We start from the raw sequence: 25,470 nt of genomic DNA, 5'->3' as shown, positions 1-25,470 counted from the left end.
TTTCCTATAAAAGCAACATGAGTCCTATAAACAGTATGTAAAAAACAACGGCAATATTTATTTACAAACAGCTTTTTCTGTCGTTATAAGAAATATCTGTACCACATATTCAAAATTTATAACCAATAGATAAAAGTATTTTGACCTTTCACAATTCAATAAAAACCTGTACCTTCGCTTCCATTAGTCATAAATATATATGTGTTTCAGAAGTAAAATAATCATTATTTTTGTCCTTATAGCAATATCGGCAAATGCTGTATCTAATCCGAAACACGAGATAAGAGCCGTTTGGTTGACGACTAATTGGGGGCTTGACTGGCCTTCAAAACCCGTATCAGACCCACTATCCAGAGAAAAGCAAAAAGGGGAACTATGCCGTGTATTAGATTTGGTAAAAAAACTAAACTTCAATGTTGTATTTTTCCAAACAAGGCTTCGAGGGGATGTTTTATATCCATCGGCATATGAACCGTGGAATTATATTTTGACAGGACAGCCTGGAAGGAATCCCGGCTATGATCCTTTGGATTATGCAATCCAAGCATGCCACGAGCGAGGTCTTGAATGTCATGCTTGGATTGTATGTATACCCGTCGGGAGTAACAGGCAAGTAAAAAGTCATCGGGCTAAATCTGTTGTTTATCGACATCGAGATCTATGTAAATATTTTAATGGTGAATGGTATTTGGATCCAGGTAATCCACAAACAGCATTTTATTTAGCTTCATTAGTAAAAGAAATAGTAACTTGCTATCCTGTTGACGGGATACATTTAGACTATATTCGTTATCCCGAAAACTCACATCGTTTTCCCGATTCGGATACTTATCGAAAATATGCTAAACCCAATCAGACTTTAGCTCGATGGCGTCAAGAAAATATAAACCGCATTGTATATACAATTTATGATACCGTAAGATACTATTCACCAAAAATCAAAGTTAGCAGTTCGCCCTTAGGCAAATACAATACTCTTCCTGGTTTTTCGTCTTTAGGATGGAGTTGTATTGAAACAGTTTATCAAGACCCACAAAAGTGGCTTAAGGATGGAAAACAAGATTTCATCGTACCTATGATGTATTTCAGTGAACAATCTTTTTATCCTTTTCTGATAAATTGGGTACAACATAAATTTGGACGTATGGTAGTCAGTGGGTTAGGTGCATATAGATTGTATTACAAAGAAGGAGACTGGAGTCTATCAGATTTTATGAGGCAAATTTATGATGGAAGAAAGTATGGGATAGATGGGCAGGCCTTTTATCGGGCAGGGAATCTTATTCGTAATGATAAGCGTCTTTTAGAAGAGCTGTCATCTACCGTATATGCCCATCCTGCTTTGATGCCACCTATGCCTTATTTAGGAAATAAATATCTGTCTGCTCCTAAACTGTTAGAATATGTAATATCAAAAGACAGTCTCTATTTTTTATGGGATAATGTCCCTCAGGCTCAAGGATATGTATTGTATGGTTCTGCAACATATCCGGTAGATATAAATAATGCTGGTAATATAATAGAAGCTCGTATTTCGAAGAATTTTTCTGCTCAGTCTCGTTCACTTTTAAATTCTTTTCGTTACTTTGCTGTCACAGCATTCGATGATTATTACAACGAAAGCCCACAAGCAAATTTTAATCAACCTTTTTATAACATTAGTGAGAAGATTGAATACAATAAATCTGAAGGCAAATTATATTTAGATATAGAAAATGATATAGACCAGATAATTATACAAAATATTTTAGGAAAAGAAATATTTAAGGGGAGATATTCTCCCAAAATTGGCTTACAAAATATTCCCAATGGAGCTTATCGAGTATGGCTGATTGGAAAGTCCATACGAAAAGAAAAAATATTATTAATTTTTTAAATATAAAAAACACAATGTATCCAATTAAATTTAATACAATTCTGAAAAAAGTCCTATGGGGCGGTGCTGAAATATGCAAGTTTAAACATTTATCAGAACTACAGGATGGAGTCGGAGAAAGTTGGGAAATTTCCCAAGTAAAAGGCAATGTATCGGTCGTGGACAACGGTGAATACAAAGGCTGTTCTCTGACGGAAATGATACAACATTTCGGTGCTGATTTTTTAGGGAAACATGTATATGAACGATTTGGTGAAAAGTTTCCACTATTGATAAAATTTATTGATGCCCGAGACAATTTATCGATACAGGTACATCCAAATGATGAATTGGCGGCAAAACGACACAACTCCTTTGGAAAAACTGAAATGTGGTATGTGATTGCAGCGCAAGAAGGTGCTGGACTATATTCTGGATTTTCCAAACAGATAACCCCTGATGAATATGTAGAAAGAGTTCATAATAATACGATTATGGATGTATTGCAATTTCATCCAGTAAAGAGTGGAGACGTATTTTTTCTCCCGGCAGGACGTGTACATGCCATAGGTAAAGGTATTTTTATTGCCGAAATACAACAGACTTCAGATATAACATATCGTATCTATGATTATAATCGAAAAGATGCAAATGGTAAAAGTCGGGAATTACATACAGAACTGGCTAAAGATGCCATTGATTATAAAATGTACGATGATTTGAAGACCGTATATACTTCTGAATCAGATAAGACAGTGGGACTTGTTAGTTGCAAATATTTTGTCACCAATTTACTTGATTTAAATAAAGACATAAAACGAACAATTTCCGATAAAGATTCTTTCGTCGTATATATATGTATGGAAGGAGAGGCTTCGTTGACAGACAATGATGGAAACAGTATAAACATCCGGCAAGGAGAAACCATACTTGTACCGGCAGCAATAGAGTGGGTTAAATTTGGGGTACAAACAAAGGTTAAGCTCCTCGAATGTTATATACCGAAGATTTAATTTTATGACTGATAACAATTAAAAAAGAGGCTGAAGTATGGGAGATCATACCTCAGTCTCTTTTCTTTTTATTTCGATTATATCCTTACAATACACCTTTGGTTAGCAATACCTCGGCAATATATACCAATGCACCTGCTAAATAACCACATAAAACTATAAACGAGATATGGCGTAAATACCACATAAAGTTTATTCTTTCTATTCCCATTACAACAACTCCTGCGGCAGAACCTATAATCAACATACTCCCACCTACACCTACACAATAAGATAGGAATTGCCAAAAAGTTCCATCTTGTATAAAGTGCATCATATATGCTGTTTCCGACCCCGAAAGAGTAGAAGGGTCGGGCAAAGGATACATTCCTATGGCAGCTGCAACCAGCGGTACATTATCGACAATGGAGGAAAGTATTCCCAGTAATATATTTATTATATAAATGTTATGAATTTCTTTATCAAGCCATGTTGCAACAGCCGTAAGAATACCGGTCGCTTGCAATACGGCAACGGCCATAAGAATACCTAAAAAGAATAATATTGTGGGAGTATCGATACGTTTAAGTACATAAGGAATACGGTGTTGCTGGCTGCTATCGATTCTTTTCTTATTATATAGGCAATCGGTAAATATCCATAATAAACCCAACGAAATCATTACTCCGATAAATGGAGGTAAAGATGTGAATCCTTTAAAAATAGGTACGAATATAAGCCCTAATATCCCCAATATGAGTATCAACATTCGTTCTCTTGTTGTAAATGCGTTACCAACATTAGAAACAACAGTTTCTGTACCACTATTGAGCTCTCCTTTTATTCTTCGGGATATAATCAGTAATGGTACAAGCATAGAAACTAAACTGGGTAAAAGTAAGTAGCCAACAAGACCAGATGTTGTCACATTGCCTTTTACCCAAAGCATGATAGTCGTTATATCTCCGATAGGAGACCAAGCTCCGCCACTATTAGCGGCAATAACTATGATACTACCAAAAAGCCATCTTTCCTTCTGGTCACTAATAAGTTTTCTCAACAACATAATCATAACTATAGAAGTGGTCAGATTATCCAAAATCGCAGACATAAAGAAAGTCATGATGGCCAATAACCATAACAATTTTTGTTTCTTACGGGTAGTTATGTGACTAGTAACAATAGAAAAACCTCCATGTATATCGATAAGTTCGACGATTGTCATAGCTCCAATAAGGAAAAATAATATCTCAGAGATATCTCCTAAATGCTCAATTACTTTTACATTTACGATAAAATTGATACATTGTTGGGCCAATGGAAGAGATTGAAGTGTTGTAGAGTTACTGATATAATGCTGAAATTCTGCTGCATCATTCAGAGGAATAATATAGGGTGCACCAATAGTGTATAACGTCCAAAGAATCATACCCAACAATAACGCAGTGGCGGCTTTATCGATACGAATTTGATGTTCTAAAGCAATCAGTAGATAACCGATAATAAAAATGACAACAATAGGTAGTAACATGGCAAATCTCAATTTAAAAATTAACGATTAAATAATCTATGTAATAACAATGATATTAATAGTTCGGTTTATATGTTTATTTCACAAAAGTAAAGAAATATTTTTTAGATGTTATGTAAGTTATTAACTTTGTGAAAATAATTTAATATAAATATTTATGAAAAAGTGGATAAAGATTGGTGTAATGGCAATATTGGCAGCTATTATATTTATTGCTATTACGTATCGCGTTATCAACCAACCACCTCCTGCCAATTTAACGTCAGAAATGCAGGCAAGAACTATACTTGAAACAGGAGGATGTTTATCATGTCATAGTGCTGACGGTGAAAGACCTTTTTATGCATCTTTTCCCATTGTTGGCTTTATGGTAAAAGGAGATATTGAAAAAGGGTTGAAACATGAAGATCTTACTAAAACCTATGAATCATTAGTCAGCGGAAATAAAATAGATGAAACGATATTGGCCAAAATTGAAAAAGTAGTTACGGATGGAAGTATGCCTTTGCATCGTTATTACATGATTCATTGGGGTGCATCTCTAAACAAAGAAGAGAAATCGATGATGCTTTCCTGGGTAAAAAAACAACGTGAAACCCATTATGCTACAGGTCTCGCATGTGAAGAGTTTGCAAATGAACCGATACAGCCCATTGTCGATTCTATACCCGTAAATCCTGATAAAGTAGAATTAGGTAAGATACTATTTCATGATACCCGGTTATCTTCAGACAATACAGTCTCTTGTGCGTCATGTCATGATTTAAATACAGGGGGAGTAGATAATAAACAATATTCTGAAGGTGTAGGTGGTCAGTTTGGAGGAGTAAATGCTCCGACCGTGTACAATGCCGCATTTAATTTTGTCCAGTTCTGGGACGGTCGTGCCGGAACATTAGCAGAACAAGCAGCGGGACCTCCATTGAATCCGGTAGAAATGGCAAGCCAGTCGTTTGATGACATTATCGCAAAGCTGGCAGCTGATAAAGAGTTAACCAAACGTTTCATGGCTATATATCCTGACGGTTATTCCGAAAAAAATATTACCGATGCAATAGAAGAATTTGAAAAAACATTGATTACTCCAAATTCTGCATTTGACCGATATCTCAAAGGTGATAAATCAGCAATATCTCAAGAAGCTATAGATGGTTATACATTATTTAAAGAAAACAAATGTGCTACTTGCCATGTCGGTGTAAACTTAGGAGGACAATCTTACGAATATATGGGATTGGCACATAGTTATTTTGAAGAACGAAATGCCCCGATAACAGAGGAGGATAACGGACGATTCAAGCAAACGAAAGAAGAGAGAGACCGCCATCGTTTCAAAGTCCCAGGCCTCCGTAATATAGAACTGACAGCACCCTATTTTCATGACGGAAGTCAGAAAACGATGAAAGATGCGGTTCAGTACATGGCTAAATACCAACTTGGCGATGAACTAAAAGATAATGATGCAGAAAAAATTGTCGCATTTATGAACACATTAACAGGGGAGTTTCAAGGTAAAAAACTGACATCGGCAAATTAATATTTCAATTAGAATAAAGCATAAAAATGGGTATATAATTTATATACCCATTTTTATTTATCGACGATTATTATTGCAGTATTGCATTATATATTCCTGATGTCCGGTTTGTATATCGGTTGTTTCTTCTTTAATGATAAAGCTATTTTTCCGATAGAAATATATCGCTTGCAAATTTTCTTTATAAACATTTAGTGTCAGATTGACAGTATATTTATCTTTTACAAAATCGAGTAATGCTTTTCCTATTCCGTGCCGTTGATAGGGTATATCTACAAAAAGGGCTGCGATATAACCGTCGCATATCGAAATAAAACCGTATATCTTATTCTTCTTGGTATATATCCAATTATCGGCTTGGGGAAGATACAGTATCTCCATGTCATGCACATTATCTGTCCAATATTTTGTCGGAATAAAATGATGTGCATGAATGGAAACTCTTAGCCATAATTGAGATAGGGTAGAATACTCTCTTTTCTTAGCACTCCGTATCATGTATTAATACACAAAAAGAGGAGCAAGTTGATATATACACTTGTCACCCCTTTTTATAAATTTCAAATATCTGTATTTATTGCTTATTAAGTCTAATCAACACATTTCCTGTTGCATCAAGAAAATCTATAGTAGATGTATTTATTATTTTATAATGAGTAACTTTTTCCAAAGATTGTAAAAAGGGTGTCTCAATATTGTTTCCGGGGCAAGCCATCCGAGTTGTTGCAACTTGTACAAATGATATTGCTTTGTCATCTGATGCATCTGTTTTTATGGTACCATTCATACGATTACAACTGGTACTTCCATACAAACGCCCTTCAGCTATATCCATTGTCATTGTAGGTATATATTCCCCAGACAAGACTTCGCCATTTAGCTTTTCAACTTTCCATTCACCGGTTAATATATTGATTTCTTTTTTGCTAAGTACTAGGATATCTTTCTTTTTTTCATTACAAAAAACAACTTTTGTAATCCCTGCATTTCCATTGGCTATTACCTTATATGATCTTGTCTCATTCAAGGCTTTCATGATAAGTCCCTCGGTATTGTTTGGCATACAAGCTTTCATTGTAGAAATAACTTTATCAAAACTTATCGCTGTTTGATTAGTTACATCAGTAATAATTGCTCCGTTTATGACATTACAACCATTATTTCCGTACATTTTCTTTTCTGCAATATTTATAGTAAGGAAAGCCGGCTCATCGCTTACTATTTTTTTACCATTAACAGAAATTATATTCCATGAACCATTAAGAGACTGAATATCTACTGGTGGAACATACGAACTTTTCTGAGTCTTGCAAGCAACAAAACTGCCGCATACAAGAGCTACCATAAAATAAATTACTTTTTTCATTGTTTCTTCAGTTAAAATATAATACAAACAAATTTAGCAAATAAAGCCGTATAGAGGCTATTTCTGCCGAAATAAATACATAAAAAAAGTTGCAATTTTAAAATTGCAACTTTATAACTTTGTGACTCCGACAGGATTCAAACCTGTAACCTTCTGATCCGTAGTCAGATGCTCTATTCAGTTGAGCCACGGGACCCCGATTTTGAATTCTTATTCTCTCCAGAATAAGAGTGCTATGTGACTCCGACAGGATTCAAACCTGTAACCTTCTGATCCGTAGTCAGATGCTCTATTCAGTTGAGCCACGGAGCCGTTTGCGGTTGCAAAGATAGTAATTTATTTAATTATCCAAACAATAAATGTGCTCTTTTTATTTCTAAAATTTATTATTTGAATTTATATTTCAAAAAATCAGTAATATAGATTTGCAAAATTATTCTATAAATTTAGCATTATACAATAAGAATCCTAATCCTATTCCAAAATTCCAATTATTTTTAGGATAGCTGTACTTATTTACATACATACTAATCGAAGCAAAAGGTAAATCATACACTAAAGCAACCTCTCCGATATATTCAAACGAGTTCATGAATTTCCCATAATAAGGCTTATTGTTTTCTCCCCGTTTTATTTTATAAAAAGGAGCAAAACCATAAAGTTCAGTACGTAATTGCAGCTTATTCACAATTTTCCAAATAGGCAGCACACCAGCTGCGATATATTGTGTTGCCCTGAATGCTTCGTTAAATACCATCTTACTATGAGGAGTGGGCGTAAACGCTGGAGCTTGGATAATTGTGGAAGTATAATTATCAAAAAATCCTTTACTTGATAATACTATTTCAGAACGTATACCAAAAGTAAATTTTTGTGATAAATTCAAGTAATGATTAGTTTGTCCTGTCAATTGTAACCATGAATGTTTATTTTTATTAGTCGAACGTTTAGATATCTCTTTTCCTTCACTGGCATAATAATATTCTTTACCATATACAGCTTCTCCGACAACTGAAATACTATTTCCTGATACAGGAAACATAAAACTGTTCAATGTATTTTTTTCAAAGCGAATCGATCCCATAAATAATTTATAATTGCTCTTATCCGCTGTTGTTTGACTATAATCTACCACGTTTGACTGATAATATCTGTCAGTAAGAGTTCCATATCCTGCTGATAGCTCTGTTTTTCCTGTTGTAAGAAACGGCAGTCCGACTCTTAATTTAAAATACGATTCTCCATTCGTTATGAATGTCGGAGACTCATCTATATAGAACAGTTTTTCACTCTCATAATACTTTTTTTTCGAGTGTACTCCCATCAACTTAAGGTACATAGGTATATCACTGGGTAATTCGAACCGTACTGAGGCCAGTCCCGTAGTATAAGTTTTCCCAAGCTGGCCATTCACGTCAATATCCATAGAATAAAGACTTAATGTCCTGTATTTTGCCCCTAAATATATTAAGTTTGTATTACCCGAAGATATATATCCACCGATACCTAAGACAATATTATCGCTTACTTTTGCTTTCAAATCCAATTTGAAGTTTCCAGACTCCTCCTCATAGATAGCATGAGGTATTAAATCGGAAATTTTTGAGTCTGATAGTAATTTATAATATGATTTTTTTGCTTCTTCTTGAGTAAATGTAGGACGCTCATCATTCGTATGAAACTGTTTTTTGATATAACTTTGTTGTGAATGATTTCCCCCTTGCACCGATACATCGTCGAAAATAAGTTCTGGAGTTTTACTTTTATAAATCATACGTTGCAATGCTATTTTATCAGCTGCAATTTCCCTGGGGATACGTGATTTGATAGAATCCATCATATCCTGCGTCTTTTCATATCCAATATTATATATTATATCAGCTTTGGGAAAATCCAGTAATCCAAATTCTTTTAAATCGAAGTCGATAAGAATACCTTCGTTTTCGTCTATTGTATAATTAGTCTTTTGCATGACCATATTCTCGATTTGTCCCATAAGGTTGTTTTCATCGGGTTTTTCTATTGCCGATGCCACATTGCTACCTATAATAATATCAGGATTAAAATCCTCTTTCATGACATCTATCGGAAAATTGTTATAAATGCCGCCGTCATAGACAAGAATACTATCAATCTCAATCGGTTTGAAAACAAATGGAAAACTCATCGATGCCCTGACTGCATCTCCCAAATCTCCATTTTTCAAAATAAGAGGCCTTTTGTTATATACATCTGATGCCACAGCCCGGAATGGAACAAACAAATTATCAAAATTTCCACCCGATTGTGCTGTATAGGGTGCGAATATTCGCATAAAAGCGAAATTCATTGGTAAAGGATTTATCAAACTTTGAGGCAAAAAATGTGGAGTAATCTTACTGGAATCCTGAAGCCCTATTTTAAAAGATGCAAATTCCGGGACTAAGTCTGGTTTCTTAAAATAATAAATATAGTCTTCTTCCATAGTTCCTGTAGACCAGGATGCAAAATCCGGAGACTTAATCAATTCTACCATTTCTGCTGGAGTATATCCCATCGAATATAAAGCTCCCACAATAGCCCCCATTGATGTACCGGCAATGTAATCTATTGGAATATTATTTTCTTCTAAAGCTTGAATAACACCTATGTGAGCAATACCTTTTGCTCCTCCACCGCTTAAGACCAAACCTACTGTTTGAGAATACAGAAGAGAAGGACAAATAAATATTGTAAACAAAGTCAATAAAAATTTCTTCATTTTATATTATCCGGTGAAATATTTTTTCAAAGCTAACAGTTTTTTTGCAAAAAATAGAACTTCTTTTATTAAATAATATATGCAAATTGTAAACAAAAAGAGCCTTCGAAAGGTTTTTCAAAGGCTCTTTCTAAATATACCCAATAAATTATTTATTTCCAAAATAAGAATCTTTGAATCCAATAAAGTACAGAACACCATCCAGTCCTATTGTTGATATTGACTGGCTGGCATTTTCTTTCACTTTAGGTTTTGCGTGATAAGCGATTCCTAAACCGGCCATATTCAACATTGGCAAATCATTTGCTCCATCTCCAACTGCAATTGTTTGTGCTATATCGACATTTTCTACTTGAGCAATGAGCCTTAACAGTTCGGCTTTTCGTTTTCCATCAACAATATCACCGACATATCGTCCTGTAAGTTTTCCATTTTCTATTTCCAGTTCATTTGCATATACATAATCGATTCCGTATTTCTTTTTGAGGTAGTTACCAAAATAAGTAAAACCTCCTGATAAAATGGCAATTTTAAATCCCGCGGTTTTAAGAACTTCCATCAAATGATCTACACCTTCCGTTATAGGCAAATTCTGTGCGATATCTTCCATAACCGACACATCAAGGCCCTTAAGCAGTTTTACTCTTTCCTTAAAACTTTCACAAAAATCTATTTCCCCACGCATAGCAGATTCTGTTATAGCTTTTACCTGCTCTCCGACGCCTGCCCGTATAGCCAGTTCATCGATAACTTCCGTTTCAATAAGGGTTGAATCCATATCAAAACAGATAAGTCGTCGACAACGGCGGAACATATTATCTTGTTGCAAAGAAATATCCATTTCCAAATCTGTAGATAATTGCATGAAGCTCGACTGCATATCGTCCTTATCCTTGGGTGTACCCCTTACCGAAAGTTCTATACAGGATTTGGTACTGCGCGAATTTTCATCCAGTGGAATACGTCCTGTCAATCGTTGTATCCCGTCAATATTAAGTCCTTGTTCTGCAACGATACTGGTTACAGCTGCAATTTGCCGAGCAGTAATTTGCCTTCCAAGTATAGTAATGATATAGCGATTCTTACCTTGCAGTCCGACCCAGCTGTTGTATTCTTTTTCACTGATAGGTGAGAAGCGGATATTTACATCGAGTTCGTATGCCTTGAACAAAAGATCTTTCATTATATCGCCGGCTTTATCTCCTGTCGTTTTAAACAGTATTCCTAAAGAGAGAGTATGATGGATATCTGCCTGCCCGATATCGAGGATAAAGGCATCATACCTGGCCAATATTTCTGTCAATGCCGAAGTAACACCGGGCTTGTCCTCTCCGGATATGTTGATAAGAATAATTTCTGTTTTCTGGTTCATTTTGTTTTACTAACTTCATTTTATTGCAAAGATACGAAAAAGTATACAAACAACAGTGTGAGAGGCCATTTATAGGCAGTAAAAAGACTCTGATAGCATATTGAAAAAATATAAAACTTTGTTATCTAATAAATTAATTTATTGTCAAAATGTAAATAAATGTAAATGAGATTTGGCTACTATATCAAAAAATCGTACCTTTGCAAAGTTTTACAAATCTCTGCTGGGAGAAGAGCGCTTCCGAAAGCTTTGATTGACTGCTGAAAATCAGTGGGGTCTGGTTATTTTTGACGGGATGTCGAATATATCGGATTTAGTACGAATTATAAGACTTTATTATGAAGAATTTAAAGTCCGTAGGTGCAGTACTTTTATTATTTTTAATGCTTTCATTTGCCAATACCAATGAACCTAAAGTAGGAATAAAGGTCGGTCAAAAAGCTCCTATATTTCAAGTAGGAGATACGATTGATGGACATTTTGACTTGAAAGCTGAAAAAGGAAAATTTGTCATATTGAATTTTTGGGCTGGATATGATGCCCAATCGAGAGTATCAAATGTAAAAATACAATCGGCAATAGACAAGTTAGAAGCTCATGACAACATTCGTTTCGTATCTGTTTCATTTGATATGAATGAGAATGTATATAGAGAGTCTGTAAGACTTGATGGCTTGAGCGAAAGTACTCATTATTACGACAAAAATGGGGAAAAATCCCAGATTTTTAGGGATTTTCGTCTTCAAAAAGGATTTGGTAACTATTTAATAAACCCTAAGGGGGTAATCATTGCCAAAAACTTTAGCCCTGAAAAATTGACACAACTTATTCGTCAATAAAAATTAAAAATAGCTTTGTTCAAAACAAAGCTATTTTTTTGTTTTTTTCCTTAAAAACGAGTTTATTATCTTTTCTCGAATTTATATAGATATATAATATCCTTTACATCATTTCCTTTACGATTGGTCTTCATTACCTCATTAAATATAAAATTACTGCCATAATTTGTATTGATATAGTTAAAATCGCTTTTTCCTACCAGTAAATAACCTGATTCCGGTTTTTCCTTTTCAAATTCAACTATTCGGTTATCATTATAAAAATTCACGATAAAAAATCGGAGCATAGGAGTCGAAACAAAGGAATAAATCTTTCCTTCCGGAACTTTCTCTTTTACTTTCTCAGCGAAAGGCCTCATCGATTTTGCATTCAATATATCTGGTAGTATAATGGCATCCAGCAAAATTTGTAACCAGAAAAATAGAGCAACGACAGTATATAAATATCTATTGTTTAAAGACAAGTCTCTCTTACTTCTATAGGTCTGGTATAATACGATAACCAATATAAGAACACAAAATATGCCCATAATATTCCATGGGCCATTTAATGCCGTCAAATAATGCCCCAATTGTTCGGACAGTTTAGCCGGTAAAATTTCAGGAGTAATCCACTTGGATTGTGCTGCTATGAATACAAATAAGACAATGCAAGTTACAACTGACATAAAAATCCCGAAAACTCTCCAAACTTTCTGTCTGTTTTTCAATAACCAGAACATATATTCTGCCAGAAAAAAACATAAGAAAGGGTAGATGGGTAGTAAATATACAGAACGTTTACTCTTAGGAATACAGTAAAATACAAACATGACAGCAAAAGAGAGCAGAGTAAAAAGACGGGTGTCATCCATTTGAGAAATATAGTTCTTGAATTTTTGCCACCATACAGTTATTTTCCCATTGGGTAAAGCGTATTTCAATGTAAATAATGAAAATAATACTAATATAGACCAGGGGATAAAGCCGGCGATAGTTGTGTATATATAATATAAAACAGTACCTTCGTGAGACTCATATGACATTTTCCCTAAGAAACGTCCAAAATTTTCTTCTATGACCAGATTTACAAAATTATCTCCTCCTTGCTTGTAAGCGAGATAATACCATATAGCAGGTAATATACATGATACGATACTAATAAAAATGAATCGATACAATACTGTAAAAAATTGTTTTCCGCGTACAAGCAAATATATCGCAGTTACAGCACAAGGCAAGATTATACCGACTGGTCCTTTAGTCAACGTGGCGGCACCCATAAGGAGTGTCGCGACAAAAGGAAAGCCCTTCATGTCTCTTTCTGTCCATCGATATAACTGGTACAGAGATGTCACAATAAATAGTGTCAACACCATATCCACTCGGGATGCCATAGCTGCTCGATGTACCTCAAAACAGGATAAAAAAAGAAGCGCTGTGAGGAAAGCTAAATTGTTGTTTCTTCTGCGTGCGTAAAAAAGGAATGTAACAATTGCAATGATGATTGCAGCAAGAGCAGACGGTAAACGTGAAGTATATTCGCTTACTTCTCCGAAAGGTAAAGACAAAAGGGCTATGGCCCAATGAAATAGAGGTGGCTTATAGGCAATATCTCCTCCATTATTTATGGGAAGTACCCAGTTGTCACTTTGTAACATAGATACGGCTACAATGGCTTCTCTGGGTTCACCTTTTGTATGAAAATCTGTAAGACCTAAAAATGGTAATAATGTCAGAATGCAGATAGTCGATAGTAAAAGTAACAGGGTAACTTTTGAGTTTAATCTCATAGATATAGATTTTTGACGTTATTCTTCAAAATTAATTTTTTCCTGAATTATATATTCCGGACGATTTTTTGTTTCGTCAAATATATTTCCAATATATTCTCCCAATATACCAATTGTAAATAATTGTATACCTCCCAAAAATAATATTGTTATAATTGTAGATGACCATCCTTGTACAACATTATCTTGTGCAAAGATTTGCAAATAAATAATCCATATGACCATTACTAAAGCTACCAATATCGATATAGTTCCTAATGAAATAGCTAATTTCAAAGGTTTCTTCGAAAAACCAAAGATGCCCACCGAAGCCAGTTTTATCATCTTTTGAAATGAATATTTGGTTTCTCCGGCAGCCCTTTCATCTCTATTATAATAAAAAGGTATTTGCTTAAATCCCATCCAACTAAACAACCCTCTCAAATATTTATGCTTTTCAGGAAATTGTCTGAAAGTTTCTAAAACCTTTCTGTCAACAAGTCTGAAATCACCTGTATCTACTGGAAAAGAGTAGTCCGAAAGATAGTTTAATGTACGATAATACAATTTCGCAGTTATTAGCTTGAAAAAAGATTCTCCTTTTCTTTTATTACGAACTGCATATACAACATTGCACTTCTCTTTTTTATACACTTCTACCATTTCAGGTATCACTTCTGGTGGATCCTGGAGATCTGCATCAATAATGACTGCTATATCTCCCGAACAATTATGCAATCCGGCCGTTACAGCATTTTGATGTCCGAAGTTTCGTGAAAATGATATTACCTTAATATTCTTATCCTTTTGTGCAAAAGTTGATAATATCTTCAATGTTTGGTCTTTGCTACCATCGTTGACCATAATCATTTCATAATCGTATCCGGTAGATTGAAGTACATTTGAAAAGCGCGTATAAGAGGTCTCCAATACAGCTTCTTCATTATAGCAAGGGATAATAACACTTAGTTTCATATTTGAGAAGGCATTTTAAATGTTATACAACGATTCAGTATATAATTGGCAACGGTGTAAATTCCCATTGAAAATAATTGAGACCAGTTTTCTGATAAGTATAATTCCTCCACGAACACAATCAAACATATATACTGAAGACTATAACAAATTCCGAAAATAAGTAAAAATAACAAAGCCTCACGGATAAATTTTCCATCTTTTTTTTGAAATACCCATAATTTATTCCAAAAAAAACTATTTATGACCCCTAAAATATAACCTATCAGATTTGCTTTAGTATATTTTACATCAAATCCATTTTGCAATATATAAATGACAGCAAGGGATAATCCCGTATTTATACATCCTACAATTAAAAATTTGAAAAATTGAAGGGCGGTCTGTCTATCTATTCTTTTCAATATATGATGATTCATGTATTTATTTTTTCTGTTTTGATTGGTTATATTCATCTTCAGCCTTCAATGCTGGCAAGCTCATATGATATTTGACAGCAACAAGCCGGGTTATAATTACCATTGCTGCCGATATTGATTGTGTGATAACATCATTTAGTCCTATTTTATAACTTAGCCAATAAAAGATACCGCCTATAACACAAGCCATAGCATAAATATCTTTTCTGAAAATAAGAGGTTCCTCATTGATAAGTATATCTCGTATTATCCCTCCGAATGCTCCAGTAATCGTTCCCATAACAATTGCTACCCAGAAAGGATAACCGACCATTAATGTTTTCTGTATGCCTACTACAACAAATAAGGCCAAACCTATAGTATCGAAAATAAAAAATGTATTTTGGAGGCGGATTAAGTATTGTCCAAAAAAAATAACAAATAATAAAGACAAAGCAGTGACGGTCAAATAAATGCTGTTTTGCATCCAAAAAGCGGGTAAATCCAATAGTACATCTCTCAACGTACCACCACCTATTGCCGTAACCAAGCCTACAACGTATGCACCAAACCAGTCAAATTTTTTTGCCGAAGCCAATCGTATTCCACTGATTGCAAAAGCCATAGTCCCGATAATCTCTATGATGGTAACAAATGTACTTTCCATATTTGTATTTAGTAGTTACAAAAATACAAATTTTAAATGATTAGCTCCAACCAAATTCTTTATAATTCATAGATTGTATTAAAAAAACAGAGAACCCTTAATTAGGGTTCTCTATAATTGAGAAAATATATATTTTTTATTTCCCGGCAAGAGGTGCTGCCTGAGTATAAGTACGGGCACTTAGTTCTTTATCAAGCATATATATACCGAAGCCATTATCTTTGATCATTGTAAGACTATCAATCAAGCCCTGAGCAGTTTCTTCCTCTTCTACTTGTTCGTCTATAAACCATTTCAACATGCTTTGTGTAGCATAATCATTCTCTGCGCTGGCTAATGCATACAAATTATTAATCATAGAAGTTACTTTCTTTTCATGTTCCAAAGTATCTTTATATGCATCTAGTGGACTTTCCCATTCTGTCTTCACAGCTTCGATAGGAGACAATACTACTTTTCCTCCTCTTGATAAAAGGTATTTGATAAATATCTGTGCATGGTCTTGTTCTTCTTTAAATTGTATATTAAACCAATTTGCAAATCCTGGGTTTCCCTTTACGGCAAAATTGGCAGACATAGAAAGATAGAGATATGCAGACCAAAATTCTGCATTAATCTGAGCATTCAATGCTTCTTCAATTTTTTTACTAATCATAATCAAATGTTTTTACTAATTGGTTAATGTTTGTATTTTGTTTTTTAATTTAAACTTATTTCTTTCTCCTAAGAGTCTTTTACAAAAGTACAAAAATTGTACCAATATATTATTTGTTTTTTTCTCGTTTTTTTGTTTATTCTGTTAAAAAAAACGCTACCTATTGGTAACGTTTTTTTGTTTAAAACCTGGTGAAAATTTTATTTTGCAATACCTTTCATACTTACTTGTATGTAATTTTTTGAATCAAACATTTTTTTAACTAACTTTTTAATCGATTCTGGGGTTTGCTTCTTGATAATTTCAGTTGTGGGGTGCATTTCATCCACACCATAAAGGTTATATGTATTTAACTTTCCTAACCAATACGTATTTTCACGCATGTCCTCTGTATTCTTTTTCAACATATATTCCTTTACTTTATTCAAATTTTCAGCGGAGGGACCTTCTTTCACAACCTTCATAAGTTCATCTACTGCTCGCTGTTGGAGTTTTTCCTGCATTTCAGGATTGGTATCAAAACCAAACAAAAACATCCAATCATTCCTTTCTCTTGATATACTGGATTGTGTTGCAACCCCATATGTTCCACCTTCTTCTTCCCTGATAGTATTGGTATATACAATATCCATAATCTGGTCAAATATGTAAAGCTTGATAAAGTCCTCATATTTATATTTATGGTCTCCGGAATAAAGACAATAAACTGTAGATTTTGGAGTTTCCATTTCTCTCTCAAAATCATTTATATAGGTACCTTTACGAAGTTTTAGTCTGGGTTTGCCGGCAATTTCTTTACTATATGTTGAAGGTAAAGAAGCAATATATTGCTCTACTAAAGGACGGATAGAATCTATATTAATATTACCAACAAAAGTAAATGTAAAGTCTGATGCATCGCCAAAACGTTCTTTCCATATAGCCAATACTCTATCATAATTGATTTTGTCTATATCATCTTCTTTCAAATTTTTAATGCGAGGATTATTATTCCAAATAGCGATACTCAAAGAATCATTGAACGCAACCTTAGGATTAGCACTCATATTCTTCAATGCTGCTTTTGTACGTTGTTGCCAAGATAAAAATGCATCATCATCTTTATTCAGATTCGTAAAGTCCAGATAAAGGAGCTGCATCATTGTTTCCAAATCTTTCGGAGTAGAAGTCCCTGCAATACTCTCACTATATTCACCTAATCCGATACTTGTAGATACTTGTTTACCAGCTAAAATTTTTTGCAAATCTATATTGGTAAATTGCCCGGTTTTACTCAAGCCTACGACGGCATCAAATACCGAAAGGTCAATTATTTCATCATTATCATACAGGCTTTTACCTCCTTTGCTTACAGCACTCATGACAATTTGGTCATTTTTGAAATCGGTTGGCTTCAGTACTACCTTGGCACCATTTGATAAAAGCCATACGGTTGTACCGAATTTTTTATCAAAAGACTCTTTTGAAATTTTTCCAGGAACAGGCAGTTGAGATAACAAAGGTTCATTCGAAACTTTATCCTCATAAGGGGCAAGGTTTTCTTTATTTATATTTTTTTGCAAAGTAATAATCTCTTCACTGGTAGGGTAGGAAACACCTTCTTTATCTGGACCGGTAATAGTAATAACGATATTCTCTTCTCCAATAAGGTTTTTTATATAATCATTTACCTGATCCAAAGTCATCGACTCTGCAATCTGTTTATAAAGAGAATATTCTATTTCTATTCCCGGTATTGCTCCACCGTCAGTGAAATGGCTTACATACTCTTTTACATAACTGCCGTTTTTTTCTTTGTCTTTTTCCTTGTAGAGACGCTCGATATAGCTCAATAAGTCGGCTTTTGCTCTTTCATATTCTGATAGAGTAAATCCGAACTTATTCACCCGTTCTATTTCTCTTAAGAGAGCTTCAAGGGCTTCTTTTGAACCTCCTTCCTTACTGGATGCAACAGCTGTAAAGGCTTCTTTGGTTTTAGATACGAAAAAATTATCATCATAGGCATAAGCACCGAGAAATGGAGCGTTAGGTTTTTCTGCCATTTCACTCAATCGTGAACTAAGCATCATCGATGATATACCCTTAAGATAACTTTCTGCAATTCCTGCTACAGTAGACTTTAATTCCTTAGGCATAGGATCGTGTTTATAGAATACCATAATAGAAGTTGATGTCGCCTCCTTGTCTTTTCCGACAGTAATAATCGGCTCTTTGTTGTCAGGAACAGTATAATAGATACGTTCTGCCGCATTTTCTGGCATCTTTATCTTCCCGAACAGTTCTTTTATTTTTGCTTCTACTTTTTCTGCATCAATATCTCCGACTACAATAATACCTTGTTGGTCGGGACGATACCATTTATGATAATAATCCCTTAATGTCTGATAAGGAAAATTCATCACGACATCCATCGTACCGATTGGCATGCGATTAGCATATTGACTACCAGCAAACATTGTAGGAACAAGAATGTCCCACATTCTCATATTTGCATCGGTACGCGTACGCCATTCCTCTCGAATTACACCACGTTCCTCATCTATTTCTTTATCTTCAAGAGCAATTGCACACGACCAATCATGTAAAATTAATAAACAGGAATCAACAATACTTTCTCTTGTTACAGGTACATTCGAGAGGTTATACACTGTTTCATCAAATCCCGTATAGGCGTTTACATTGGTCCCGAATTTTACACCGATTGTTTCAAGATAATTTAACATGCTTTTACCCGGAAAGTTTTTGGTCCCGTTAAAAGCCATATGTTCAAGGAAATGAGCTAGGCCTCTTTGATTTTCCTCTTCCAATATAGAGCCTACTTTTTGGGCTATATAAAATTCTGCACGATTTTTAGGATGCTCATTATGTCTTACATAATAAGTAAGTCCATTCTCCAATTTACCATACCGGACATTCGGATCGATAGGTAGAGGTGCTAATTGTTGAGCTATCGCCGATGTAAATCCTAATATGACAACAGCAAGTACTAATGTAATTTTTCTTATTTGCATAATGTTATATTTTAGATTAAATTATTCATTCATATCTATCTTTACATATCCATTCATCATAGCATAAAAACTAAGTCCTGAAACTGTTTTTATTCCCAATTTAGCTGTTATATTCTTTCTATGCGTAAGTACAGTGTTAAAACTGATATTCAATCTATTTGCAATCTCTTTATTAATAAATCCTTGGGCGATAAGTTGTAATACTTCAATCTCCCGCGGTGTCAAATTTGTATGATACTCATTCGATAATCGCTGACATGCAGACTCGAAAAAAGACTGCAATTGCTCAATTATTTCATTTGTGTCAGCAAAGATATTAATTTTAAATTCAATGTTTGATATGGATTGTCCCCTAAAAATATCCTTAACAAGCAATATTACTTTACTTTTTCTAGGTAAAAAGAAATCACAATAACATAGAAAAAAGTCTGAGGTAACAAAATAGAAATCATATATCTCTGGAAATGAGTTAAAAAAATAATTAATGTCATTATATACATCAACCTTTTGTGCCGAAAAATACTCATTCAACACATGTCTCAATCCTGTATTATAAAGAGGACATGCAGATATGATAACTATTTGTTTATTTCTAAGCATACAATAGATTGGTATTAATTAGAAAACTCGGCTGATTGTAATAAATGGTACAATGGTTTCAAAATCCGGTTTCTTATCCGATTATTTTGTTTTATATCTTTTTCTAAACTAAAAATAGCAAATATAACTCCATAGCAAAGATTCAGGTCATATTTGCCAGTCAAATGTAAAACAAGAAAACTTTTTAAATCGTTCAGCTTTTCTTCTATCGGATCTGGATCATCTTTTAAAAAACTGGTTAGAGAAAAACCCGGAATTTGGGAATGTACATTTGCCGATAAACGTTTTATCTTAGGAAACCAAGATTGCTGGTCATCTTCGATGCGCTTTAATAATTCATGCTTTAATTCGAAAAAAAACTCTCGTATCAATTCCAAATTGTTATTTTTATATGGACTTTTTTCTATTAATAGACCGAAATGTTTTTCTATATTGGGTATTTGATATCGTTTGTAATATTGATTTGTCTGCGAAAGATAATCCACTATCTGTGTTACACAAAAAGACTTCAATCGTTTTTCTGGGAAAAAAGAATCATTGATAAATGTATTAAGTATAGTCAGAAAAAAATCTGTATCAAGATTATTTTCCTGACATAAAGTCTGTACACTTTTATCTTTTGTTCCTAAAATAATTCCAAAACGATTAATAACCGGAATCAATAATGGTTCATTTAAGATGATTTCAGATAACGGCATTTCTGCATACACTAAAGACATATAAGCTCAAAATTAGTCATGACACATAATAATATTCATTGGAGAAATAACCATATCCATTGGAAAATCATGTTCTTCAACAGGAATATTTTCCAATAACTGAAAGTTATAACATACTCCGATTTTATAACATCTCATTTTTCTTAATAATTTATCATAATAACCTTTTCCTCTTCCTAAGCGATTGCCTTTCATATCAAAAGCCATACCTGGAACTATCACTAAGTCAATATTTGACAAATTGTTAATTTCCGGTCCCGTAGGCTCTTCAATTCCGAATTTTCCGGTTTTTAATTCTCCAGAAATATACTTTCGGACCTGCAAATAATCGTTGTCCACATATGGAAGAAAAATATTTTTTTTCAAATGCCATTTTTGAATGAATTCATGAGTAATCACTTCGTCGGGTAACGAATGATATAGCAAGACATTCGTTGCCCGGCAAAATTGAGGAATAGATTCAATGATAGAAAATACTTTATTGGATTCTGTTTTTTTTTGCTCTAAAGAAACAGAATGTTTCAATACTCTTATTTTCTTCCGTAATTCCGATTTATTCATATTTTATCTATCTACCGGAAGTACAGGGAAGCCTTTATTATCATTCAATATTTCTACTGCTTTTAGCAACGTATTATCGTGAGTCATCAAGATAGGATAGAACGCTTCATCTCCTAATATGTTTCGTGCAATATATGCGTACAATTGATTTGTAATAAGATGTCGGGATATATTAATATACACGGGGCGAGGTTTTACTCCATGCTTTGCTGCGTATATTACAAACTCGTTTAGAAGAGGTTGTTTTTGCATATAACGCAATATATCTTGATAATTTTTATATTTTTCGAGTGTCTCTCTGTGTTCATCCGAATATTTGAATGCAAATTGATATATAAGCCCTGTATTTACAACACTGTTAAAATACGAAGTAATACCGATTGTATCGCGGGGAACAAAAATATCAGGCATAATGCCGCCTCCTCCATAGACATCTCGTCCATTCAGAGTTTTATATCGCAATTCTGTGTTCAATTTTATACTATCCTTAGAATCAAATTCACCATGTAAGAAACGGTTCATTATATCTTGACTGTAATCATCATTTTTTCCCAATTCGTAGTTTTTTTGGATAGAACGTCCCGATGGCGTATAATATCGGGCAATAGTTAGGCGAATGGCCGAACCGTCAGAAAACGGTATCTGCTGTTGCACCAAACCTTTACCAAATGAACGTCTGCCGATAATCAATCCTCGGTCATTATCTTGAATAGCTCCTGCAAATATTTCACTGGCTGAAGCAGACCATTCGTCCATTAAAATAATAACCTGATTTTTTTGAAAAGCGCCGGTTCCATTAGAATACGCTTCTTCTCTTTTAAAAGCTTTTCCTTCTGTATATACAATCAACTGGCCCTTCGGTAAAAATTCATTTACCATATTTATTGCAGCTTCCATATAGCCGCCCGTATTTCCTCTTAAATCAATGATATACTTTTCTGCTCCCTCTTTTTTCAGTTTTGCAAGAGCATTCATAAATTCATCGTAAGTAGTACGTCCAAACTTGCTGATTTTTAGGTATCCAGTTTTTTCATTGATTTTAAAAGAAACATCAACACTATTCACTGGTATATCTCCACGTACGACATCAAATTCCAATGGAGTTTTAGACGACGCCCGTTTGATACTAAGATTTACTTGAGATCCTTTGGGCCCTCGTAATTTTCCCATTACTTTTTCATTTGTAATTTCTTTTCCTACAAATGACGTATCGTTCACCGCAATAATACGGTCTCCCGGTAAAATTCCAACTTTTTCTGATGGACCACCAGAAATAACACTGACCACTGTTATTGTATCATTCAATATGCTGAATTGAACACCAATACCACCAAAACTACCTTCTAATTCTTCATTGACACTTTCCAAATCTTTGGCTGGAATATAAGCCGAATGCGGGTCAAGTTCTCCTATAATTTTAGGCATAACATCTTCTACAAGTTGTTTTGAGTCAACCGTATCTACATACTGACTATTGATAATGTCAAGTAGGCTCTCAATTTTACTATGTGTAGAAAAGAAGCCAGGTCCTATCATACTGGCTTGATGATAATACCTACCGATATAAAGACCAGCAACCATCGCTACCGCTATAATGATAGGTAGCCATATAAATGTTTTTTTATTCATTCCACGAAGAAACTATAATCTATACTCAGTTTATCGACAAAATTTATGCCAAAAGTAAATTTTACTCTGCTTCAACAAAATCAACTTGTATGCCTGCTTGTTCAAGTAAATCGATGCCATCATGCAATCGATAATGTTCCGAAAACACGACACGTCGTATCCCAGCTTGAATAATCAACTTTGCACATTCGATACAAGGAGAAGATGTCACATATAATGTAGCACCTTCGCTACTATTGTTCGAACGCGCAACCTTTGTTATGGCATTGGCTTCAGCATGCAAAACATATGGAAAAGTATGATTATCCTCATCTTCACAAATATTTTCAAAACCTGCTGGCGTTCCGTTATATCCATCCGATATAATCATTTTTTCTTTAACGATGAGAGCTCCTACTTTACGACGTTTACAATAAGAATTTTCAGCCCAGATAAGAGCCATCTTTATATAGCGTCTATCTAACATTAATTGTTTGACGTTATCCATATTATCTNGATGGAGACAAATTCCTCATTATGCGTCAATCTGACATTTTAGCTATTATCTAATTCGAACTGTTTAAACAAAGTACTACAATGGCAAAAGAAATTAAATTTGATATTAAAGCTCGTGAAGAGCTTAAAAAAGGTGTTGATGAATTGGCTAACGCCGTAAAAGTAACATTGGGCCCGAAAGGTCGTAATGTAATTATTGAGAAAAAATTTGGGGCACCTCATATTACCAAAGACGGAGTAACGGTAGCTAAAGAAATCGAGTTGGAAGATCCATTCCAGAACATGGGAGCTCAATTAGTGAAAGAAGTTGCTTCGAAAACCGGTGATGATGCAGGTGACGGAACAACAACAGCAACAGTTCTTGCTCAATCTATCGTAAACGTAGGTCTTAAGAATGTTGCAGCAGGGGCAAACCCGATGGATTTAAAACGTGGTATAGATAAAGCTGTTGCAAAAGTTGTAGAAGGTATCAAAGCTCAGGCAGAAGAAGTTGGCGATGATTTCGCTAAAATAGAATCTGTAGCTCGTATTTCTGCAAATAATGATGGTGAAATCGGGCAACTCATTGCTGAAGCAATGAAAAAAGTAAAAAAAGAAGGCGTTATTACGGTAGAAGAAGCCAAAGGTACTGATACGACAGTTGAAATCGTTGAAGGTATGCAATTTGACAGGGGTTACATTTCACCATATTTTGTAACCAATACAGAGAAGATGGAATGTGAAATGGAAAATCCATACATCCTTATTTTTGATAAGAAAATTTCCTCTCTCAAAGAAATGCTTCCTATCCTTGAAGCTACAGCACAGTCTGGACGTCCTTTATTAATCATTGCAGAAGATGTTGACAGCGAAGCTTTGGCTACTTTGGTAGTAAATCGTCTGCGTGGTTCTCTTAAAGTATGTGCTGTAAAGGCTCCAGGCTTTGGTGACCGTCGCAAAGAGATGTTGGAAGATATTGCCGTACTTACTGGTGGTGTTGTAATTTCTGAAGAAAAAGGATTGAAACTTGATGGCGCAACAGTTGATATGTTAGGCCGTGCTGAAAAAGTGACAGTCAATAAAGAAACTTCTACTATCGTTAACGGTTCAGGAGATAAAGACGCTATCGCTTCTCGTGTAGCTCAGATAAAAGCTCAAATCGAAACTACAACTTCTGATTACGATCGTGAAAAATTGCAGGAACGTTTAGCTAAATTAGCTGGAGGAGTAGCTGTACTTTACATTGGTGCTGCGTCTGAAGTTGAAATGAAAGAAAAGAAAGACCGCGTAGATGATGCTTTGAGTGCAACTCGTGCTGCTATCGCTGAAGGCATCGTTCCCGGTGGTGGTGTAGCTTATATCCGTTGCATAAGTTCATTAGAAAATCTGAAAGGTGAAAACGATGACGAAACTACCGGTATTGAAATTGTAAAACGTGCGATAGAAGAACCTCTTCGTCAAATTGTTGCCAATGCAGGTGTAGAAGGAGCTGTCGTAGTGCAACAAGTAAAAGACGGTAAAGGTGATTATGGATATAACGCTCGTACAGGAGAATACGAAAACTTCTTTGCTGCCGGTGTCATCGATCCTGCTAAAGTAACACGGGTAGCATTAGAAAATGCAGCCTCAATTGCTGGTATGTTCTTAACTACAGAATGTGTTATAGCTGATAAGAAAGAAGAAAATCCTGCTCCTGCAATGCCTGCTCCTGGAATGGGTGGAATGGGCGGAATGATGTAATAAAGGCCTGATTTTTCAATATAAGTAAAGCCGCACATTTCCTATAAAAATGTGCGGC

Annotated in this window: 21 protein-coding genes and 2 tRNA genes; 5 read left to right on the top strand and 18 right to left on the bottom strand. The window is 34.6% G+C overall.

Annotated elements, in window-relative coordinates; genetic code table 11:
- Positions 1-199 precede the first annotated feature (199 nt).
- Positions 200-1,876 carry a glycoside hydrolase family 10-like protein gene (locus BN2628_RS05250; protein ID WP_055096382.1) on the top strand — a complete coding sequence of 559 codons (1,677 nt, stop codon included), beginning with the start codon at positions 200-202 and terminating at the stop codon, positions 1,874-1,876.
- Between the two features lie 14 nt (positions 1,877-1,890).
- Positions 1,891-2,868 (top strand): type I phosphomannose isomerase catalytic subunit, encoded by a 978-nt coding sequence (locus BN2628_RS05245; RefSeq protein WP_055097075.1) that lies wholly within the window; start codon positions 1,891-1,893, stop codon positions 2,866-2,868.
- An 85-nt stretch (positions 2,869-2,953) separates the two neighbouring features.
- On the opposite strand, the gene nhaD is transcribed toward BN2628_RS05245, so the two are convergent.
- On the bottom strand, positions 2,954-4,378 hold the full coding sequence (gene nhaD / locus BN2628_RS05240) for a sodium:proton antiporter NhaD (RefSeq protein ID WP_055096381.1): 1,425 nt from the start codon (positions 4,376-4,378) through the stop codon (positions 2,954-2,956).
- A 157-nt stretch (positions 4,379-4,535) separates the two neighbouring features.
- On the opposite strand from nhaD, the gene BN2628_RS05235 reads away from it, so the two are divergent.
- Positions 4,536-5,915: a cytochrome-c peroxidase gene (locus BN2628_RS05235; protein ID WP_055096379.1), complete on the top strand. Its 1,380-nt coding sequence runs from the start codon at positions 4,536-4,538 to the stop codon at positions 5,913-5,915.
- A gap of 57 nt (positions 5,916-5,972) precedes the next feature.
- Here the strand turns inward: BN2628_RS05235 and BN2628_RS05230 are convergent, their stop codons facing one another.
- The 6 genes from BN2628_RS05230 to serB all read right to left on the bottom strand — a co-directional run bounded on the left by BN2628_RS05230 (position 5,973) and on the right by serB (position 11,393).
- Positions 5,973-6,413, bottom strand: coding sequence for an N-acetyltransferase (locus BN2628_RS05230; protein ID WP_055096378.1), 441 nt, complete (start codon positions 6,411-6,413; stop codon positions 5,973-5,975).
- A 76-nt stretch (positions 6,414-6,489) separates the two neighbouring features.
- Positions 6,490-7,281, bottom strand: coding sequence for an META domain-containing protein (locus BN2628_RS05225; protein WP_021931235.1), 792 nt, complete (start codon positions 7,279-7,281; stop codon positions 6,490-6,492).
- A 122-nt stretch (positions 7,282-7,403) separates the two neighbouring features.
- Positions 7,404-7,478 (bottom strand) — tRNA-Arg (locus BN2628_RS05220).
- 41 nt (positions 7,479-7,519) lie between these two features.
- A tRNA-Arg gene (locus tag BN2628_RS05215) sits at positions 7,520-7,593 on the bottom strand.
- 121 nt (positions 7,594-7,714) lie between these two features.
- Positions 7,715-10,021, bottom strand: a complete 2,307-nt coding sequence (locus BN2628_RS05210; protein WP_021931236.1) for a patatin-like phospholipase family protein — start codon at positions 10,019-10,021, stop codon at positions 7,715-7,717.
- A gap of 148 nt (positions 10,022-10,169) precedes the next feature.
- The gene (gene serB, locus BN2628_RS05205) at positions 10,170-11,393 is read right to left on the bottom strand and encodes a phosphoserine phosphatase SerB (protein ID WP_044230716.1); all 1,224 of its coding nucleotides are present in this window, start codon (positions 11,391-11,393) and stop codon (positions 10,170-10,172) included.
- A 338-nt stretch (positions 11,394-11,731) separates the two neighbouring features.
- On the opposite strand from serB, the gene BN2628_RS05200 reads away from it, so the two are divergent.
- Positions 11,732-12,232, top strand: coding sequence for a redoxin domain-containing protein (locus BN2628_RS05200; RefSeq protein ID WP_021931238.1), 501 nt, complete (start codon positions 11,732-11,734; stop codon positions 12,230-12,232).
- A gap of 65 nt (positions 12,233-12,297) precedes the next feature.
- Here BN2628_RS05200 and BN2628_RS05195 read toward each other — a convergent pair whose 3' ends face one another.
- From BN2628_RS05195 to BN2628_RS05145, 11 genes are all read right to left on the bottom strand, one after another.
- Positions 12,298-14,004, bottom strand: coding sequence for an ArnT family glycosyltransferase (locus BN2628_RS05195; protein WP_055096376.1), 1,707 nt, complete (start codon positions 14,002-14,004; stop codon positions 12,298-12,300).
- Positions 14,005-14,022: 18 nt separating this feature from the next.
- Positions 14,023-14,958: a glycosyltransferase family 2 protein gene (locus BN2628_RS05190; protein WP_021931240.1), complete on the bottom strand. Its 936-nt coding sequence runs from the start codon at positions 14,956-14,958 to the stop codon at positions 14,023-14,025.
- On the bottom strand, positions 14,955-15,377 hold the full coding sequence (locus BN2628_RS17765) for a GtrA family protein (RefSeq protein ID WP_021931241.1): 423 nt from the start codon (positions 15,375-15,377) through the stop codon (positions 14,955-14,957). Before BN2628_RS17765 ends, BN2628_RS05190 begins: the two co-directional genes overlap by 4 nt.
- A gap of 4 nt (positions 15,378-15,381) precedes the next feature.
- Complete coding sequence (locus BN2628_RS05180; protein ID WP_021931242.1) at positions 15,382-16,023, bottom strand: trimeric intracellular cation channel family protein; 642 nt, start codon at positions 16,021-16,023, stop codon at positions 15,382-15,384.
- 136 nt (positions 16,024-16,159) lie between these two features.
- Entirely contained in the window at positions 16,160-16,678 is a 519-nt protein-coding gene (locus BN2628_RS05175) for a ferritin (protein WP_021931243.1), read from the bottom strand.
- 200 nt (positions 16,679-16,878) lie between these two features.
- The gene (locus BN2628_RS05170) at positions 16,879-19,689 is read right to left on the bottom strand and encodes a M16 family metallopeptidase (RefSeq protein ID WP_021931244.1); all 2,811 of its coding nucleotides are present in this window, start codon (positions 19,687-19,689) and stop codon (positions 16,879-16,881) included.
- A 21-nt stretch (positions 19,690-19,710) separates the two neighbouring features.
- Entirely contained in the window at positions 19,711-20,289 is a 579-nt protein-coding gene (locus BN2628_RS05165; RefSeq protein WP_021931245.1) for a response regulator transcription factor, read from the bottom strand.
- Between the two features lie 14 nt (positions 20,290-20,303).
- A complete protein-coding gene (locus tag BN2628_RS05160; protein ID WP_055096372.1) occupies positions 20,304-21,008 on the bottom strand; it encodes a hypothetical protein in 705 nt (234 codons plus the stop codon).
- 12 nt (positions 21,009-21,020) lie between these two features.
- Positions 21,021-21,569 (bottom strand): 5-formyltetrahydrofolate cyclo-ligase, encoded by a 549-nt coding sequence (locus BN2628_RS05155; protein ID WP_055096370.1) that lies wholly within the window; start codon positions 21,567-21,569, stop codon positions 21,021-21,023.
- Positions 21,570-21,572: 3 nt separating this feature from the next.
- Positions 21,573-23,198: a S41 family peptidase gene (locus tag BN2628_RS05150; protein WP_055096368.1), complete on the bottom strand. Its 1,626-nt coding sequence runs from the start codon at positions 23,196-23,198 to the stop codon at positions 21,573-21,575.
- Between the two features lie 61 nt (positions 23,199-23,259).
- A complete protein-coding gene (locus BN2628_RS05145; RefSeq protein WP_021931249.1) occupies positions 23,260-23,685 on the bottom strand; it encodes a deoxycytidylate deaminase in 426 nt (141 codons plus the stop codon).
- Between the two features lie 89 nt (positions 23,686-23,774).
- Between BN2628_RS05145 and groL the strand changes: the two genes are divergently transcribed.
- Positions 23,775-25,412 (top strand): chaperonin GroEL, encoded by a 1,638-nt coding sequence (gene groL / locus BN2628_RS05140; RefSeq protein ID WP_021931252.1) that lies wholly within the window; start codon positions 23,775-23,777, stop codon positions 25,410-25,412.
- Positions 25,413-25,470 lie beyond the last annotated feature (58 nt).

The organism is Gabonia massiliensis (assembly GCF_001403595.1).
In the GTDB taxonomy this organism is placed as follows: Bacteria; Bacteroidota; Bacteroidia; order Bacteroidales; family Coprobacteraceae; genus Coprobacter; species Coprobacter secundus.
Note: the sequence above shows the minus strand (reverse complement) of the source record. Positions and strands in the feature narration are given on the sequence as shown.